11 protein-coding genes and 1 pseudogene are annotated in these 16,672 nt (G+C 73.4%); 10 read left to right on the top strand and 2 right to left on the bottom strand.

Going from position 1 to position 16,672, the window contains the following annotated elements:
• Positions 1-4: 4 nt before the first annotated feature.
• Positions 5-1,300, bottom strand: coding sequence for a helix-turn-helix domain-containing protein (locus tag PS271_RS03330; protein ID WP_398379947.1), 1,296 nt, complete (start codon positions 1,298-1,300; stop codon positions 5-7).
• A 238-nt stretch (positions 1,301-1,538) separates the two neighbouring features.
• Between PS271_RS03330 and PS271_RS03325 the strand changes: the two genes are divergently transcribed.
• Entirely contained in the window at positions 1,539-3,692 is a 2,154-nt protein-coding gene (locus PS271_RS03325) for a primosomal protein N' (RefSeq protein WP_398379945.1), read from the top strand.
• Between the two features lie 411 nt (positions 3,693-4,103).
• On the opposite strand, the gene PS271_RS03320 is transcribed toward PS271_RS03325, so the two are convergent.
• Entirely contained in the window at positions 4,104-4,610 is a 507-nt protein-coding gene (locus PS271_RS03320) for a hypothetical protein (RefSeq protein ID WP_120758248.1), read from the bottom strand.
• A gap of 269 nt (positions 4,611-4,879) precedes the next feature.
• Between PS271_RS03320 and fmt the strand changes: the two genes are divergently transcribed.
• From fmt to PS271_RS03275, 9 genes and pseudogenes are all read left to right on the top strand, one after another.
• Positions 4,880-5,815, top strand: coding sequence for a methionyl-tRNA formyltransferase (gene fmt / locus PS271_RS03315; protein ID WP_398379942.1), 936 nt, complete (start codon positions 4,880-4,882; stop codon positions 5,813-5,815).
• Positions 5,816-5,940: 125 nt separating this feature from the next.
• Positions 5,941-7,365: an RsmB/NOP family class I SAM-dependent RNA methyltransferase gene (locus tag PS271_RS03310; protein ID WP_398379940.1), complete on the top strand. Its 1,425-nt coding sequence runs from the start codon at positions 5,941-5,943 to the stop codon at positions 7,363-7,365.
• Between the two features lie 123 nt (positions 7,366-7,488).
• On the top strand, positions 7,489-8,175 hold the full coding sequence (rpe, locus tag PS271_RS03305; protein ID WP_398379938.1) for a ribulose-phosphate 3-epimerase: 687 nt from the start codon (positions 7,489-7,491) through the stop codon (positions 8,173-8,175).
• Between the two features lie 152 nt (positions 8,176-8,327).
• The gene (locus PS271_RS03300; protein WP_194962059.1) at positions 8,328-9,317 is read left to right on the top strand and encodes a sugar-binding transcriptional regulator; all 990 of its coding nucleotides are present in this window, start codon (positions 8,328-8,330) and stop codon (positions 9,315-9,317) included.
• Between the two features lie 236 nt (positions 9,318-9,553).
• Positions 9,554-10,996, top strand: a complete 1,443-nt coding sequence (locus PS271_RS03295) for a GuaB1 family IMP dehydrogenase-related protein (RefSeq protein ID WP_398379936.1) — start codon at positions 9,554-9,556, stop codon at positions 10,994-10,996.
• Positions 10,997-11,330: 334 nt separating this feature from the next.
• A pseudogene (locus PS271_RS03290) lies at positions 11,331-12,842 on the top strand (amino acid permease); the annotation flags it as partial.
• Between the two features lie 467 nt (positions 12,843-13,309).
• On the top strand, positions 13,310-13,765 hold the full coding sequence (locus PS271_RS03285) for an Lrp/AsnC family transcriptional regulator (protein ID WP_030365350.1): 456 nt from the start codon (positions 13,310-13,312) through the stop codon (positions 13,763-13,765).
• A 303-nt stretch (positions 13,766-14,068) separates the two neighbouring features.
• Complete coding sequence (locus tag PS271_RS03280) at positions 14,069-14,878, top strand: carbon-nitrogen hydrolase family protein (protein ID WP_398379934.1); 810 nt, start codon at positions 14,069-14,071, stop codon at positions 14,876-14,878.
• Positions 14,879-14,951: 73 nt separating this feature from the next.
• Positions 14,952-16,652 (top strand): flavin monoamine oxidase family protein, encoded by a 1,701-nt coding sequence (locus tag PS271_RS03275; protein ID WP_398379933.1) that lies wholly within the window; start codon positions 14,952-14,954, stop codon positions 16,650-16,652.
• The last annotated feature ends 20 nt before the right edge of the window (positions 16,653-16,672 follow it).

Below are 16,672 nucleotides of genomic sequence, written 5' to 3'. Positions count from 1 at the left end.
GGATCTATCGGGTCCGGACGGCACGCAGGGCAGCAGTGAGCTCGGGGGCGAGCACACGCACCGACCCGTTCCGTGAGTGGCGGGCGAGCGTGCGCTCCAGGCGGCCGAGATCGGTTGCGACGGTCGCCGAACCGACGGAGACCGTGGTCCCCAGCAAGGGCCCGGCCACGTCACAAGCCCGGTCGACGTCACCGGCCGCGGCGTGGGCGAGGGCTTGGCGCAGCCCGTAGCGAGTGCGGGAGCGCAGGGCGCCGGCGGGTAGTCCGGCGACTTGTTCGTCCAAGCTCTCGGCGGCCTGCCGCGGTCGTCCCAGGTCGTACAGGCACCATCCGGTCACCATGGCGACCGGGTCGGTCAGGCTCGTGGTGCCGAGGACGGGCGAAACCTTGTCGGGGGAGGGGACAGCGAGGAGCCCGCGGGCGCGGTCCAAGCACCGCATGCACGCGTCGTAATCCCCGGCCAGTGCATGGCCCTGCGCCTCCCGCTGGGAGGCCAGTCCCGTGATACGGGGAGGCAGCCCGCCTGTCTGGGCCTGCTGGGCCAGGGCTACCGTCTCGGCACCGTCGCCCCGGTACAGGGTGATCAAGGCCCGGCGTACCAGGGCGTACGCGGCCAGGTCGTGGTCACCGCCTGCGGCAGCCATGTCGACGGCGCGCTGAGTCCACCACAGGGCGGATGTGTCGTCCCCCGTCTCCTGGACCAGCCAGCCGATGTATTCGGCGTAGCGGGAGGCGAGCCTCAGCAGGCCGTCGCGCGTCCGGGGGCCGGAGCGCTGCGCCAGGCTCCTCAACGTATGGGTCTGCGCGATCAGGGTCGGCAGCAGGACCTCGGGGCCTGCCGCCTGACCGAGCTTCCGGTACTGGGCGAAGAGGGACGCGTACGCCTCCAGCACAGTGGTGCCCTTGAGGTCCTCGGCCGGCCGTGGGCCGCCGAGCCCCAGCCGGACCACGGAGGCGGCGGCCCCTGCGACGACGTCCCGCCGTGGCAGGGGCCGGAACCAACTCGCTCCGTCCGGGGATAAATGCATCGACCACACCTCGTCATCCGTCGTGCTGCTCGTCTGCGCGGGCGGTGTCACGGACGCCCGCCCGGGCACCAGGGACACCAGTGCGCCACCGGCCTCCAACGCGGCGTCGCAGAGACGTGCCAGCTCCGGGCTCGGACGTTGCTGACCGCGTTCGACCTTGCTCAAATGGCCTTTGCTGAAGTGCACGCGTTGTGCCAGGGACTCGAGAGTCATGCCTGCGGCCAGGCGCATTCCGCGAAGCTCCGGGCCGAAGCGAGTCGGCTGCTCGAACACACGAACCTCCCCCACCGGTCGTCCCGGCAGCCGACGGGAAGCCGCCAGTCAGATTGCGATCCGCTGCCACGGACGAACAAGGCGGATGCCGAAGTTTCCTGTTTCCTCTTTGCGGCCCCGGCGGCAGGTAACAGCAACATCTCCGGGCTGTCGACAAGGCCTCGGCGGCCCTGCGCGCGGCCGGGGGCCGCTCCGTACGCCATCGGCGTTGTCAGTGGGGTCTGGTAGGACTGTGGCTGTGAGCAGCGAGAACGGGCGGAGCGGCGGAGCCCCGGAGCACGGGGAGCAGCTTGCGCTCATCCGGGAGAGCGTGCGCGAGGCGAAGGCCAAGGCGCCCAAGGCCAAGCCGCGCACGTGGCGGGGTGCGCCGCTGGCCAAGACGCTGCCCGTCGCGCGCGTGCTCGTCGACAAGGGCCCCGTGCACCTGGACCGGCTGTGGGACTACGCCGTGCCCGAGGAGCTCGACGCCGACGCCCGGCCGGGCGTGCGGGTGCGGGTGCGCTTCGGGGCCGGGACGCGCAATGTGCGCGGGGGGCGCCGGGAAGGCGGCGGCCTGCTCGACGGGTACATCGTGGACCGCGTGGCCGAGTCCGACTACCAGGGGCCGCTCGCCGCGATCGCGCAGGTGCTCTCTCCGGAGCCGGTGCTCAGTCCCGCGCTCTACGAGCTCTGCCGGGCGGTCGCCGACCGGTATGCCGGTTCGCTCGCCGACGTGCTCCAGCTGGCCGTACCGCCCCGGCACGCCCGTATCGAGGCCGAGCCGTCGCCCGAGCCGCTGCCGCCGCCGGGAGTGCCGGAGCCCGGGAGCTGGGCGCGGTATCCCACCGGGACGGCGTTCCTCGACGCCGTGGCCCGGGGGGACACCCCGCGGGCCGTGTGGACGGCCCTGCCCGGCCCGCACTGGCCGCGGGAGCTCGCGCGGGCCGCGGCGGCGGCGCTGTCGTCCGGGCGCGGTGCGCTGGTCGTCGTGCCGGACGGGCGGGCCGCGGCGCGCGTCGACGCCGCCCTCGGGGAGCTTCTGGGGGAGGGCCGGCATGTGCTGCTGACGGCCGAGCTCGGGCCCGAGGAGCGGTACCGCCGCTGGCTCGCGGTCAGCCGGGGCTCGGTGCGGGCCGTGGTCGGCACGCGGGCGGCGATGTTCGCGCCCGTGCGGGACCTCGGGCTCGTCGCCGTCTGGGATGACGGGGACTCCAGCCACAGTGCGCAGAACGCTCCGCATCCGCACTCCCGCGAGGTGCTCGTGCAGCGTGCGGTGCACGAGAAGGCCGCGTTCCTGCTCGGGGGCTTCGGCTGCACGGTGGAGGCCGCCCAGCTCGTGAACACGGGCTGGGCCCTGCCGCTCGCCGCCGCCCGCGAGATCGTGCGGGCCGTCGCCCCCGCCGTGCGGACCGTCGGCGACGTCGACGATTCGCGTGACGCGGCGGCGCGGGCCGCGAGGCTGCCCAGTCACGCTTGGCAGGCCGCCCGCGAGGGGCTCAAGCACGGGCCGGTGCTGGTTCAGGTGCCGCGGCGCGGCTACGTGCCCCGCCTGGGCTGCGAGAGGTGCCGCGAGCCCGCCCGGTGCGGGCACTGCGCCGGGCCGCTGGAGGCCGGCGACGCCGACGGCGCGCTGCGGTGCGGCTGGTGCGGGCAGGACGCGCCCCCGGGCTGGCACTGCGCGGAGTGCGGCGGCTCGCGGCTGCGGGCCCGGGTCGTGGGCGCGGGGCGCACCGCGGAGGAGCTCGGCCGGGCGTTCCCGTCCGTGCCCGTACGGACCTCCGGGCGCGATCACATCCTCGATACGGTGCCCGACCGGCCCGCGATCGTGGTCTCCACCCCCGGGGCGGAACCCGTCGCCGAGGGCGGTTACGCCGCTGCTCTGCTGCTCGACGGCTGGGCGCTGCTCGGCTTCCCCGACCTGCGGGCGGGGGAGGAGGCGCTGCGGCGCTGGCTGTCCGCGGCGGCGCTCGTGCGCGGGCAGGAGGACGGCGGGGTCGTCGTCGTGGTCGCGGAGCCCACGCTGCGGCCCGTGCAGGCGCTCGTGCGGTGGGATCCCGCCGGGCACGCGATGCGGGAGCTCGCCGACCGGGCCGAGCTCGGCTTCCCGCCGGTGTCCCGGATGGCGTCCGTCTCCGGGCCGCCGGGGGATGTCGCCGATCTGCTCGCGGCGGCGGAGCTTCCGGAGGATGCGGAGGTGCTCGGGCCGGTGCCCCTGCCCGTGACGGCCCCGGGCCGCCCGCGGCGGCCCGGCGATCCACCGCCGGGGGAGCGGTGGGACCGTGCCCTCCTCCGCGTCCGCCCCGGCCGCGGCGCGGCCTTGGCCGCGGCCCTCAAGACGGCCCAGGCAACGCGCCTCGCCCGCCGCGACGGCGAGCCGGTCCGGCTGCGGGTCGATCCCCCGGACATCGGCTGACGGGTCGCCTCCGGCGGGGGCGGTGCGGTTTTGCTTCCGCCGCTGCGGCGGGGACTCAAGCGGTCTCCGGGCTGCGTCCTTTGAATCCGCCGCGACGGTGCTCAGCCCGTTGTGGCGGGAGGGAAGTGTCCGGCACGGGGGCGTGGGCTTGCGGGGCCGGCTTTCTTGGGTCCGCCGCGACGGTGCTCGGCCCCCGCGGCGGGTTCCGGCGGTGCCGTAGCGACCCGGGGTGGGCTCGGCACCGCCGGTGGCGTTGTGCTTGGTTGCTCGCCGTTGCGGCGGGAGCGTGGTGCCCGGCGGGGCGTATGCGGCTGCGCTGCCGGGGCTCTTGGGTCCGCCGCGACAGTGACCCGCCCCGCAGCGGAAGTGACGTGCCCGGCACCGCGCATGCCCGGTTCGCCGCCCGCAGGGCTAACCGTTGCGCGGGCCCGGGAAGGCCGGGGGGCGTTCTTCGCGGTGGGCCGGGGGCGGGGTCTGGCCCGGGACCGTGCGGGCCGCCGGGACGACCGGCACCGGCGACGGCTCCGCCGTCCGGACCGCCTCCGGGGCCTCCGCGGACGCGGCCCCGTTCGTACGGCGCGCGCCGTAACGCCGGTGTACTGCCTGCTTGGTGACCCCGAGCGCCGAGCCCACCGCGTCCCACGAGAAGCCCAGCGAGCGGTCGAAGTCGACCGCGGCCGTCACCAGGGTCTCGACGCTGTCCCGCAGCTCCTGCGCCAGCCGTACCGTCGGCGCGGGAGCCCGCCCGTAGACGACGAAGCCGGCCGAGGGGCCGGTGCGCCGGGGGCGGTAGACATTGCCCAGCTGAGCGGTGAGGGTGCGCAGGGCGTCCACCTGCCTGCGCACCCGCTCGATGTCCCGGACCAACAGATGCAGGCTGGCCCGTGCCTGGGCGTCGTGGGTTGCGTGGTCGGCCATGAAGAAGCCTCTCGGACCGGCGGGGTAAAAGGACGGAAAATGACGAGAGTTGACGCGACGGCCGACGAGCGACGGAAGAGTCCCGCGGCGGCGGCGCCATTCGGTCAATCTCTCTTGACCACAACGCGCCATGGGCCACCGGGTCACGGTATGGGGGCGCACATCCGCCGGAATGAGGCGCGTGACTGTCCGTACGCCCCCCGGGCCAAAGGCCCCTTAGACTGGTGGGCCGTTCCGCTCGGCGCTCGAGGAGAGGTAGTTCGCCACCCATGAGGCTCGTCTTCGCCGGCACCCCCGAGGTCGCCGTTCCCGCCCTCGACGCCCTGCTCGCTTCCGACCGCCACGAGGTCGTCGCCGTCGTCACCCGGCCCGACGCCCCCGCGGGCCGCGGCCGCCGCCTGGTCGCGAGCCCCGTCGCCGAGCGCGCGGAGGAGGCCGGCATCGAGGTGCTCAAGCCGGCGCGCCCGCGCGATGAGGACTTCCTCGCCCGGCTGCGTGAGATCGCCCCGGACTGCTGCCCGGTCGTCGCCTACGGCGCGCTGCTGCCGAAGGCCGCCCTGGACATCCCCGCCCACGGCTGGGTCAACCTGCACTTCTCCCTGCTGCCGGCGTGGCGCGGCGCGGCGCCCGTGCAGCACGCGATCCTCGCGGGCGACGAGATGACCGGTGCCTCCACCTTCCTGATCGAGGAGGGCCTGGACTCGGGCCCGGTCTTCGGCGTGGTCACCGAGCACGTGCGGCCCACCGACACCAGCGGCGACCTGCTCACCCGGCTCGCGTTCGCCGGCTCCGGGCTGCTCGCCGCGACCATGGACGGCATCGAGGACGGCACGCTGAAGGCCGTTCCGCAGCCCGCCGAGGGCGTCTCCCTCGCCCCGAAGATCAACGTCGAGGACGCCCGGATCGACTGGTCGGCCCCGGCGCTCCGCGTGGACCGCGTGGTCCGCGGCTGCGCTCCGGCGCCGGGCGCCTGGACGCTCTTCCGTGGCGAGCGCCTGAAGGTCATGTCCGTGGCGCCCGCTCCCGGCCGGGCGGACCTCGCCCCCGGCGAGATCGGCGCCGCCAAGAACTCCGTGCACGTCGGTACGGGTTCCCACGCGGTCGAGCTCCAGTGGGTCCAGCCGCAGGGCAAGAAGCCGATGAAGGCCGCCGACTGGGCCCGCGGCGTCCGCATCGCCGCGGGCGAGCGGCTCGGCGCGGCCTGAGGGCGGCGCGGAGCGCAGGGCGCAAGCGGAGCACAGGGTAGGGCGCAGCACAGAGCGTAAGGCGGAGCGCAGAGGGCAGAGCGTAGGCTGGACACCTTCGCCACCACAGCCCCGGAGCACCTTTCGTGAACGACCGTCCCGCCCGCCGTCCCGCAAAGCCCTACCGCCGGCCCAAGAAGGACCCGGTGCGGATCCTCGCCTTCGAGGCGCTGCGGGCGGTCGACGAGCGGGACGCGTACGCGAACCTGGTCCTGCCGCCGCTGCTGCGCAAGGCCCGCGAGAAGGGCGACTTCGAGGCGCGCGACGCCGCGCTCGCCACGGAGCTGGTCTACGGCACGCTGCGCCGCCAGGGGACGTACGACGCGATCATCGCGGCGTGCGTCGACCGGCCGCTGCGCGAGGTGGACCCCCCGGTCCTGGACGTCCTCTCCCTCGGCGCCCACCAGCTGCTCGGCACGCGCATCCCGCCGCACGCGGCGGTCTCCGCCAGCGTCGAGCTGGCGCGCGTCGTGCTCGGCGACGGGCGGGCGAAGTTCGTGAACGCCGTGCTGCGGAAGATCACCGCGCACGACCTGGAGGGCTGGCTGGAGAAGGTCGCCCCGCCGTACGAGGACGACCCCGAAGAGCACCTCGCCGTGGTGCACGCGCACCCGCGCTGGATCGTCTCCGCCCTGTGGGACGCCCTCGGCGGCGGCCGCGCCGGCATCGAGGACCTGCTGGAGGCGGACAACGAGCGGCCGGAGGTCACGCTGGTCGCCCGGCCGGGCCGCTCGACCCCGGAAGAACTGCTGGCGGCCGTCGGCGAGGACTCCGCGCTGCCGGGCCGCTGGTCGCCGTACGCCGTGCGGCTCGCCGAGGGCGGCGAGCCGGGGGCGCTCGACGCCGTACGAGAAGGCCGGGCCGGCGTTCAGGACGAGGGCAGCCAGCTGGTCGCGCTCGCCCTCGCCTCCGTGCCGGTGGAGGGGCCGGACACCCGCTGGCTCGACGGCTGCGCCGGCCCCGGCGGCAAGGCGGCGCTCCTGGGCGCGCTGGCCGCCGAGCGGGGGGCTGCGCTGCTGGCCTCCGAGAAGCAGCCGCACCGGGCCCGCCTGGTCGGGCGGGCGCTCGCCGGGAACCCCGGCCCGTACCAGGTCATCGCCGCGGACGGCACGCGGCCGCCGTGGCGCGAGGGCGTCTTCGACCGGGTCCTCGTCGACGTGCCCTGCACCGGTCTCGGCGCCCTGCGGCGCCGCCCCGAGGCCCGCTGGCGCCGCCGCCCGGAGGACGTGCCGGGCTTCGCCCCGCTCCAGCGCGACCTGCTGCGGGAGGCGCTGCGCGCCGTGCGGGTCGGCGGCGTCGTCGGCTACGCGACGTGCTCGCCGCACCCGGCGGAGACGAAGGCCGTCGTGGACGACGTGCTCAAGCGGGACGGCGTGAGCGCGGAGTGGATCGACGCGCGCCCGCACATGCAGGGCGTCCCGGCCCTGGGCGAGGGCCCGGACGTCCAGCTGTGGCCCCACCTGCACGGCACGGACGCGATGTACTTGGCGCTGCTCCGGCGTACGGCGTAGCGACGCGGGCCGGTGCCCGCGCGCCGTTGCGGCGGGAGGTGAGGGCGCGGCACGCCCTCGTCTCCCCCCTCGTTGGGGAGGCCCCCGCACAACTGAGCGCAGGGGGCATGGCACGCTTAAGGCATGGCCGTGCAGATCAACCCCAGCATCCTGTCCGCCGACTTCGCCCGCCTCGCCGACGAGGCCGAGGCCGTCAAGGGCGCCGACTGGCTCCACGTCGACGTCATGGACAACCACTTCGTCCCCAACCTCACCCTCGGCGTGCCGATCGTCGAGTCGCTGAGCCGGGCCACGGACACCCCGCTGGACTGCCACCTGATGATCGAGGACCCGGACCGCTGGGCTCCGCAGTACGTGGAGGCCGGTGCCGGGTCGGTGACCTTCCACGCGGAGGCCGCCGCCGCGCCGGTGCGCCTCGCGCGGGAGATCCGGGCGAAGGGCGCCCGCGCGTCGATGGCGCTGAAGCCGGCGACGCCGATCGAGCCGTACGAGGACCTGCTGCCCGAGCTGGACATGCTGCTGATCATGACGGTCGAGCCCGGCTTCGGCGGCCAGGCGTTCCTGGACATCATGCTGCCCAAGATCCGCCGCACCCGGGAGCTCATCTCGAAGCACGGCCTCCAGATGTGGCTGCAGGTCGACGGCGGGGTCTCGGCGGAGACGATCGAGCGGTGCGCGGAGGCCGGCGCGGACGTGTTCGTGGCCGGATCCGCCGTTTACGGTACGGAGGACCCGGCGGCTGCCGTACGGGGCCTGCGCGCCCAGGCGGAGCGCGTTGCCGCCGGTGCGGCCCAGGCCTGCGGGCACTGAGCGGGCTGCCGCGCTCGCCCGAAATGCTGAGCGCGAAGGTCAGGGTCTGATCAAGGACCGCCGTTTCTGACAGGATGACGGTGGAGTCCAAGCTCGAACAGTGTGAGAACAGTGAGGAGACGGTGGTGTCGACGGGCCGTTCAGCCACGCCGATGGGGCCCGCCGAGCTGGTGCAGGCGGCGGCCATGGCCCGCCGCTTCTACCTCGAGGGCAAATCGAAGATCCAGATCGCCGAGGAGTTCGGCGTGAGCCGCTTCAAGGTCGCCCGGGTGCTGGAGACGGCGCTCGAACGCGATCTCGTGCGGATCGAGATCCGGGTCCCCGCCGAGCTGGACGCGGAGCGCTCCGACGCGCTGCGCGCCCGCTACGGCCTGCGCCACGCGGTGGTCGTCGAGTCGCCCGCCGACGCCGCGGACGACGCGCCCGACCCCGAGAACCTCGGCGAGGTGGCTGCGGACCTGCTCGGCGAGCTGGTGCACGAGGGCGATGTGCTGGGCCTGGCCTGGGGCCGCTCGACCATTCACATGGCCGCGGCGCTGCACCGGCTGCCGCCGTGCACCGTCGTCCAGCTCACCGGCGTCTACGACGCGGGCACGGCCGAGCGCGGCTCGGTCGAGGCCGTGCGGCGCGCCGCGCAGGTCTCCGGCGGCGAGGCGCACCCGATCTACGCGCCGATGCTGCTGCCGGACCCCGCCACGGCCGCCGCGCTGCGCGGCCAGACGGGCATCGCCCGCGCCTTCGACTACTTCGACAAGGTGACGGTCGCGGCGGTCTCGATCGGCTCGTGGGCGCCGGGCATCTCGACCGTCTACGACATGCTGACGGAGGAGGAGCGGGCCCACTACGCGTCCCTGGGCGCCGCCGCGGAGATGTCCGCGCACCTCTTCGACGCCGAGGGCCGCCGGATCGGCCGTGACCTGGGCGAGCGCTGCATCACGGTCGAGGCGGACCGGCTGCGCCGGATACCGGAGGTCGTCGCGATCGCGGGCGGCCGGCGCAAGGCGGCGGCGATCGGCGCGGTGCTGCGGTCCGGGCTGGTCACGAGCCTGGTCACGGACACCACGGCCGCCGACTACCTCCTCAGCGAAACGGGCCCGGGCCCCCGCCCGGCCCTCGACCGGGCGGACCCGGACGGTTCGTGACGGCGGGGAACGCCGTCACCCCACGCCACGACGTAAAAGCAGGCAAGCCGGGCGCCTCGGGCGAAGCCACAGAGCTCGTCCGGGGCGCTTGGCCGAAGTCACAGAATGCGACGCCAGTTCGCCACGACGCCCCGCAATCGTGGATGATGGGTCCAGGAACCTCAGCCCGATCCGGCCTCGGCCCGGTCTGACTCCCCACCCGCTCCGTACGTAAAATCGCAGGTGAGAGAGCCAGTATGCGTTTCCTTAATGACCAGAAGCCGCCGTACGACCTCACGTACGACGATGTGTTCATGGTGCCGAGCCGCTCCGCGGTCGGCTCCCGCCAGGCGGTGGACCTCTCCGCCCAGGACGGGACCGGGACCACCATCCCCCTCGTCGTCGCCAACATGACCGCGATCGCCGGCCGCCGCATGGCGGAGACCGTCGCGCGCCGCGGCGGCATCGTCGTCATCCCGCAGGACATCCCGATCGAGGTCGTCACCGACGTCATCTCCTGGGTCAAGAGCCGCCACCTCGTGCTCGACACCCCGATCGTCCTCAGCCCCGCCCAGACCGTCGCCGACGCGCTGTCCCTGCTGCCCAAGCGGGCCCACGGCGCCGGCGTCGTCGTCGACGCGGACCGCCGCCCCCTCGGCGTGGTCACCGAGCACGACCTGACCGGCGTGGACCGCTTCACCCAGCTGTCCGAGGTCATGTCGAAGGAGCTGCTGCTCCTCGACGCCGACATGGACCCGCGCGAGGCCTTCAACCAGCTCGACGCCGCCCACCGCAAGCTCGCCCCCGCGGTCGACAAGGACGGCCGCCTGGCCGGCATCCTCACCCGCAAGGGCGCCCTGCGCGCCACGCTCTACACCCCCGCCACCGACGCGGACGGCAAGCTGCGCATCGCCGCCGCCGTCGGCATCAACGGCGACGTGGCGGGCAAGGCCAAGGCCCTGCTGGAGGCCGGCGCCGACACGATCGTCGTCGACACCGCGCACGGTCACCAGGAGTCGATGATCGCCGCGATCAAGGCCGTCCGCGGCCTCGACCCGCAGGTCCCGATCGTCGCGGGCAACATCGTCGCCGCCGAGGGCGTGCGCGACCTCATCGAGGCCGGCGCGGACATCATCAAGGTCGGCGTGGGCCCGGGCGCCATGTGCACCACCCGCATGATGACCGGCGTGGGCCGCCCGCAGTTCTCCGCCGTCCTGGAGTGCGCCGCCGAGGCGAAGAAGTACGGCAAGCACGTGTGGGCCGACGGCGGCGTCCGTCACCCGCGCGACGTGGCGATGGCCCTGGCCGCCGGCGCGTCCAACGTGATGATCGGCTCCTGGTTCGCCGGTACCTACGAGTCCCCGGGCGACCTCCAGCAGACCGCCGACGGCCGCTCCTACAAGGAGTCCTTCGGCATGGCCTCCGCGCGCGCCGTGCAGAACCGCACCTCCACCGAGTCCGCCTACGACCGTGCCCGCAAGGGCCTGTTCGAGGAGGGCATCTCCACCTCGCGCATGTTCCTCGACCCGGCCCGCCCGGGCGTCGAGGACCTGATCGACTCGATCATCGCGGGCGTCCGCTCCTCCTGCACCTACGCGGGCGCCGGCTCCCTGGCCGAGTTCGCCGAGCGTGCCGTCGTCGGCGTCCAGAGCGCCGCCGGCTACGCCGAGGGCAAGCCGCTGCACGCCAGCTGGCAGTAGTCCGCACCCTGGAAGGGGCGTGATCCGGTTCGCCGGGTCGCGCCCCTTTTTCGTTGCCCATGTACCGATTCATAACGCGACGTGCAACGATCGCCCGCTCTGGACCCCCGGACGCAATGATCAGCCGGGCATACGCAAGAATGGTGCATTACGAGCGCGGGCCCTGACCTCGTAGGGTCTGCGCAGAACGTGGAGTGGCGGGTACCGCTTGCTCGGCGGTACCCCCTCGCTACGGGTTTGCTCTGTCATGCCCCAGCGCACCCCGGGTGCCGCCGTGGGCCGCCGCTTCCTGACCGGCATCCCCCGACCGGCAGGTCATGAACGGAGCAACCCCGTGTTGGACCAAGGCACCGCGCCCCCCGTCACCGGTGACAAGCGGCCCTCCCCGCCGCCCGCCACCGGCCTCGGCGCCCGCCTGATGCGCCGCAAGCCCGTCGAGCGCCTGGTCGCCGAGGGCGGCCAGGGCGAGGGCGGCACCCTGCGCCGCTCGCTCGGCATGTGGCAGCTGACCATGATCAGCATCGGCGCCACCCTCGGCACCGGCATCTTCGTCGTGCTCGGCTCGGCCGTCCCCGACGCCGGCCCCGCCGTCGTGATCTCCTTCGTGCTCGCCGGCGTCACGGCCCTGTTCTCGGCCCTGTCCTACGCCGAGCTGGCCGGCACCATCCCGGTCTCCGGATCCTCGTACTCCTACGCCTACGCCACCCTCGGCGAGATCATCGCCTGGGTCTGCGGCTGGTGCCTGATCCTGGAGTACGGCGTCTCCGTCGCGGCCGTGGCCGTCGGCTGGGGCCAGTACCTCAACGAGCTCCTCGACGGCACGATCGGCGTCACCATCCCGGACGCGCTGGCCAACCCGCCCGGTACGGACGGCGGCATCTTCAACCTGCCCGCCCTGCTCGTCGTGCTGCTGTGCATGGCCTTCCTGATCGGCGGCGCCAAGGAGAGCGCCCGCGCCAACACGATCATGGTCGGCGTGAAGATCGTGGCGCTGCTGCTCTTCTGCGCCGTGGCCTTCACCGGCATCCGCGCCGGCAACTACACGCCCTTCATGCCGCTCGGCCTCGGCGGCGTCAGCGCCGCGGGTGCCACGCTCTTCTTCTCCTACATCGGCTTCGACGCCGCCTCCACCGCCGGTGAGGAGGCCAAGAACCCGAAGAAGGACCTCCCCAAGGCGATCATGCTGTCGCTGCTGATCGTCACGGTGCTCTACGTGCTGGTCGCGGCCGTCGCGGTCGGCGCCATGCCGTGGGGCGAGTTCAAGGGCTCCGAGGCCGCGCTCGCCGGGATCATGAAGGACGTCACCGGCATGAGCTTCTGGGCGGTGCTGCTGGCCGCCGGTGCCGTCATCGCCATCGCCAGCGTCGTCCTCACCGTCCTGTACGGCCAGACCCGCATCCTCTTCGCGATGTCCCGCGACGGCCTGGTCCCCAAGGCCTTCTCCAAGGTCAACCGCAAGGGCGTGCCGCTGGCGAACACCGTCATCGTCTCGCTGTTCTGCGGTGCCCTGGCCGCCGCGGTCCCGCTCGGCAAGCTCGCCGACGCCACCAGCATCGGCACGCTCTTCGCCTTCGCCCTGGTGAACGTCGCCGTCATCGTGCTGCGCTTCACCCGCCCCGACATGCACCGCAGCTTCCGGGTGCCGCTCTCGGGCGTGCGCTTCCGGGTGGCCGGCGTGCAGGTGCCGCTCGGCCTGGTCTTCCCGGTCCTGGGCTTCGCGATGTGCCTCTACATGATGCTCAGCCTCGACGCCATCACGTGGGAGGTCTTCGGCGGCTGGATGCTCGTCGGCCTGGTGGTCTACTTCGTCTACGGGATGCGGCGCTCGCGGCTGGCCACGGGTGAGGTGGCCGTGGCCGCTGCCGGGGCCGTCCCGGCGGCGGAGGCCGCCACGAAGGCCGCTTCGAAGACCGGTCCGAAGACCGGCGCCAAGGCCGGTGTGAAGGCCGGAGCCAGGACCGGCGCGAAGGCCGGGGCCAAGACCGGCACGAAGGCCGCCGCTCCGGCGGAGAAGGCCGCGGCGGCCAAGAAGGCCGCTGGGGCCGGGAAGGCGTCCGGCTCCGCGGGCACGCCCGGCCCGAAGGCCGCCGGCAAGGGCCGCCCGAAGCCGCAGAAGAAGGCGCGCGGCAAGCAGGCCCAGGCGAAGACCGGCGAGGAGAAGTAACTCCTTCCCCGGCGACTCAGTGAAACCGCACCACCGCTCCCGGCCGTCCGGGGGCGGTGGTGCTGCGTTCGGGTCGGGGACACGGCCGGGGACGTGATCTACTGCTCGTAGCAGCAGATGGTTACCCGTAGAAATGTGATCCACCCGCCGTGCGATTGAATGAGCTCGACGAACGCATCGTGCATGCCCTGGCCGAGGACGCCAGGCGCTCCTACGCCGACATCGGCGCCGAGGTCGGCCTGTCCGCGCCGGCCGTGAAACGGCGCGTGGACCGGCTGCGCGCCGAGGGCGCCATCACCGGTTTCACCGTCCGTGTGGACCCCGCGGCGCTCGGCTGGGAGACGGAAGGTTTCATCGAGATCTACTGCCGCCGGAACACCTCCCCCGAGGCGATCCACCGCGGCCTGTCGCGCTACCCCGAGGTGGCCTCCGCGTCCACGGTCACCGGCGAGGCGGACGCCCTCGTGCAGGTCTTCGCCTCCGACATGCGCCACTTCGAGCGCGTGCTGGAGCGCATCGCGGGGGAGCCGTTCGTCGAGCGCACCAAGTCGGTGCTGGTCCTCTCCCCTCTGCTCCGCCGCTTCAGCTCCGGCGCGCCTTCCTAGCCGGAGGCGCCACCCGGCTCGTGACGGGCCCGGTCCTTCATCCTCCGCCGCGACGGCGATCAAGTCCCCACCACACGCTCCGGCGGTGCCGAACCCGCCCCCGCGGGGGTCCTGCCTACCCCCCGGTAGGCGCCACGCAACGAATCGCGCCGAAACCGCGGAAAGGCGCAACGAATCGCTCACCCTCGCGCAACGGACGCGCCTTGTCCGGTCATGACGGCGGCCCGTACCGTCAAGGCGTCTTAACGCACGCCCCGCAGGGGCACCCGCGCCACCCCCGTCCGACAGGTGAAGTGAGGCCGCATGACGCCGTCGCGTATCGCGCTGTACCAGGGCCCCGCCGGCGTCCCCTCCTCCACCTCGGACAGCCTCGCCGCCCTCGACGACGCCGCCCGCCGGGCCGCCGCCGCAGGAGCCCGGCTGCTGCTCACCAACGAGCTGTTCCTCACCGGCTACGCCCTCGGCGCCGCCGTCGCCGACCGCGCCGAGACGGCCGACGGCCCCGGCGCCCGCGCCGTGGCGCGGATCGCCGCCGAGCACGGCCTGGCCGTCGCCTACGGCTACCCCGAGCGCGACGCGGACGACCCGGACACGCTCTACAACGCGCTCCAGCTCGTCGCCCCCGACGGCGCCCGCCTCGCGAACTACCGCAAGACCCACCTCTTCGGCGCGTACGAGACCGCCCACTTCCGGCCCGGCACCGACCCCGTCGTGCAGGCGGACTTCGCGGGCCTCCGCCTCGGCCTGCTGATCTGCTACGACGTCGAGTTCCCCGAGACCGTACGGGCCCACGCCCTGGCCGGCACCGAGCTGCTGCTCGCGCCCACCGCGCTGATGCGCCCGTACGAGATCGTGCCGCAGAGCGTGATCCCGGTGCGCGCCTGGGAGAGCCAGCTGTACATCGCCTACGCCAACCGCTGCGGTGACGAAGGGGAGTTCTCCTTCGCCGGCCTCAGCTGCCTCGCCACCCCCGACGGGACCGTCCGGGCGCGGGCCGGCCACGGCGAGGACCTGATCACCGCCGACGTGGACCCGGCGCTGCTGAAGGCCTCGCGCGCCGAGAACACCTACCTGAGCGACCGACGGCCGGAGCTGTACACCTCGCTCGTCTGACCCCCACCCCGCACCGCCCCGCCCCGCGCCGCCCCAGAGCCGCAACCCCCACTTCCGCAGGAGAGTTCAGCCGATGACGTCCATGGTGCCCAACGCCGCCCACGACGAGCCGTCGGAGCCGGTCCTGCCGCCGATCACGATGGTCGGCCCGGACTTCCCGTTCCCCTACGACGACTTCCTCGCCCACCCGGCCGGGATCGGTCAGATACCGGCGACCGAGCACGGCACCGAGGTCGCCGTCATCGGCGGCGGCCTGTCGGGCATCATCGCGGCCTACGAGCTGATGAAGATGGGCCTCAAGCCCGTCGTCTACGAGGCCGACAAGATCGGCGGCCGGCTGCGCACCGTCGGCTTCGAGGGCTGTGACCCCTCGCTGACCGCCGAGATGGGCGCGATGCGCTTCCCGCCGAGCTCCACGGCGCTGCAGTACTACATCGACCTGGCCGGCCTGGAGACCAAGCCGTTCCCCAACCCGCTGGCGCCCGACACCCCGTCGACCGTCGTCGACCTCAAGGGCGAGTCGCACTACGCGAAGACCATCGACGACCTGCCGCCGGTCTACCGCGAGGTCGCCGACGCGTGGAACGCCTGCCTGGAGGAGGGCGCGGACTTCTCCGACATGAACCGCGCCCTGCGCGAGCGCGACGTGCCGCGCATCCGGGAGATCTGGGCGAAGCTGGTCGAGAAGCTCGACAACCAGACCTTCTACGGCTTCCTGTGCGAGTCGGAGGCGTTCAAGTCCTTCCGGCACCGCGAGATCTTCGGCCAGGTCGGCTTCGGCACGGGCGGCTGGGACACCGACTTCCCCAACTCCATCCTGGAGATCCTGCGCGTCGTCTACACCGAGGCGGACGACCACCACCGCGGCATCGTCGGCGGCAGCCAGCAGCTCCCGGAGCGGCTGTGGGAGCGCGAGCCGCAGAAGATCGTCCACTGGGCGCCCGGCACCTCGCTGTCCTCGCTGCACGGCGGCGACCCGCGCCCGGCCGTGACCCGCCTGCACCGCACGGCCGGCAACGGCATCACGGTCACCGACGCGACCGGCGACATCCGTACGTACAAGGCGGCGGTCTTCACCGCCCAGTCGTGGATGCTGCTGTCGAAGATCGCCTGCGACGACTCGCTGTTCCCCATCGACCACTGGACGGCGATGGAGCGCACGCACTACATGGAGTCCTCCAAGCTGTTCGTGCCGGTCGACCGGCCGTTCTGGCTGGACAAGGACGAGGAGACCGGCCGGGACGTCATGTCGATGACGCTGACCGACCGGATGACGCGCGGCACCTACCTCCTGGACGACGGGCCCGACAAGCCGGCCGTCATCTGCCTCTCGTACACCTGGTGCGACGACAGCCTCAAGTGGCTGCCGCTGTCCGCGAACGAGCGCCTTGAGGTCATGCTGAAGTCGCTCGGCGAGATCTACCCCAAGGTCGACATCCGGAAGCACATCATCGGCAACCCGGTCACCGTCTCCTGGGAGAACGAGCCCTACTTCATGGGCGCGTTCAAGGCGAACCTGCCCGGCCACTACCGCTACCAGCGGCGCCTGTTCACGCACTTCATGCAGGACCGCCTGCCGGAGGACAAGCGCGGGCTCTTCCTCGCCGGCGACGACATCTCCTGGACGGCGGGCTGGGCCGAGGGCGCCGTGCAGACCGCGCTCAACGCCGTGTGGGGCGTCATGCACCAGTTCGGCGGCGAGACCGACCCGGCGAACCCGGGCCCCGGCGACCGCTACGACGAGCTCGCGCCGGTCGAGCTCCCGGAGGACTGAGCCCCTTCCTCCAGGGCCTC

The sequence above is a fragment of the Streptomyces sp. SCA2-17 genome (assembly GCF_044336695.1).
Note: the sequence above shows the minus strand (reverse complement) of the source record. Positions and strands in the feature narration are given on the sequence as shown.

What these genes read in the sequence shown, in the direction of transcription:
- PS271_RS03295 (WP_398379936.1), top strand. Translation starts at nt 9,554, where the DNA reads ATGCGTTTCCTTAATGACCAGAAGCCGCCGTACGACCTCACGTACGAC.
- fmt (WP_398379942.1), top strand. Translation starts at nt 4,880, where the DNA reads ATGAGGCTCGTCTTCGCCGGCACCCCCGAGGTCGCCGTTCCCGCCCTC.
- PS271_RS03280 (WP_398379934.1), top strand. Translation starts at nt 14,069, where the DNA reads ATGACGCCGTCGCGTATCGCGCTGTACCAGGGCCCCGCCGGCGTCCCC.
- PS271_RS03300 (WP_194962059.1), top strand. Translation starts at nt 8,328, where the DNA reads ATGGGGCCCGCCGAGCTGGTGCAGGCGGCGGCCATGGCCCGCCGCTTC.
- PS271_RS03275 (WP_398379933.1), top strand. Translation starts at nt 14,952, where the DNA reads ATGACGTCCATGGTGCCCAACGCCGCCCACGACGAGCCGTCGGAGCCG.
- rpe (WP_398379938.1), top strand. Translation starts at nt 7,489, where the DNA reads ATGGCCGTGCAGATCAACCCCAGCATCCTGTCCGCCGACTTCGCCCGC.
- PS271_RS03320 (WP_120758248.1), bottom strand. Translation starts at nt 4,610, where the DNA reads ATGGCCGACCACGCAACCCACGACGCCCAGGCACGGGCCAGCCTGCAT.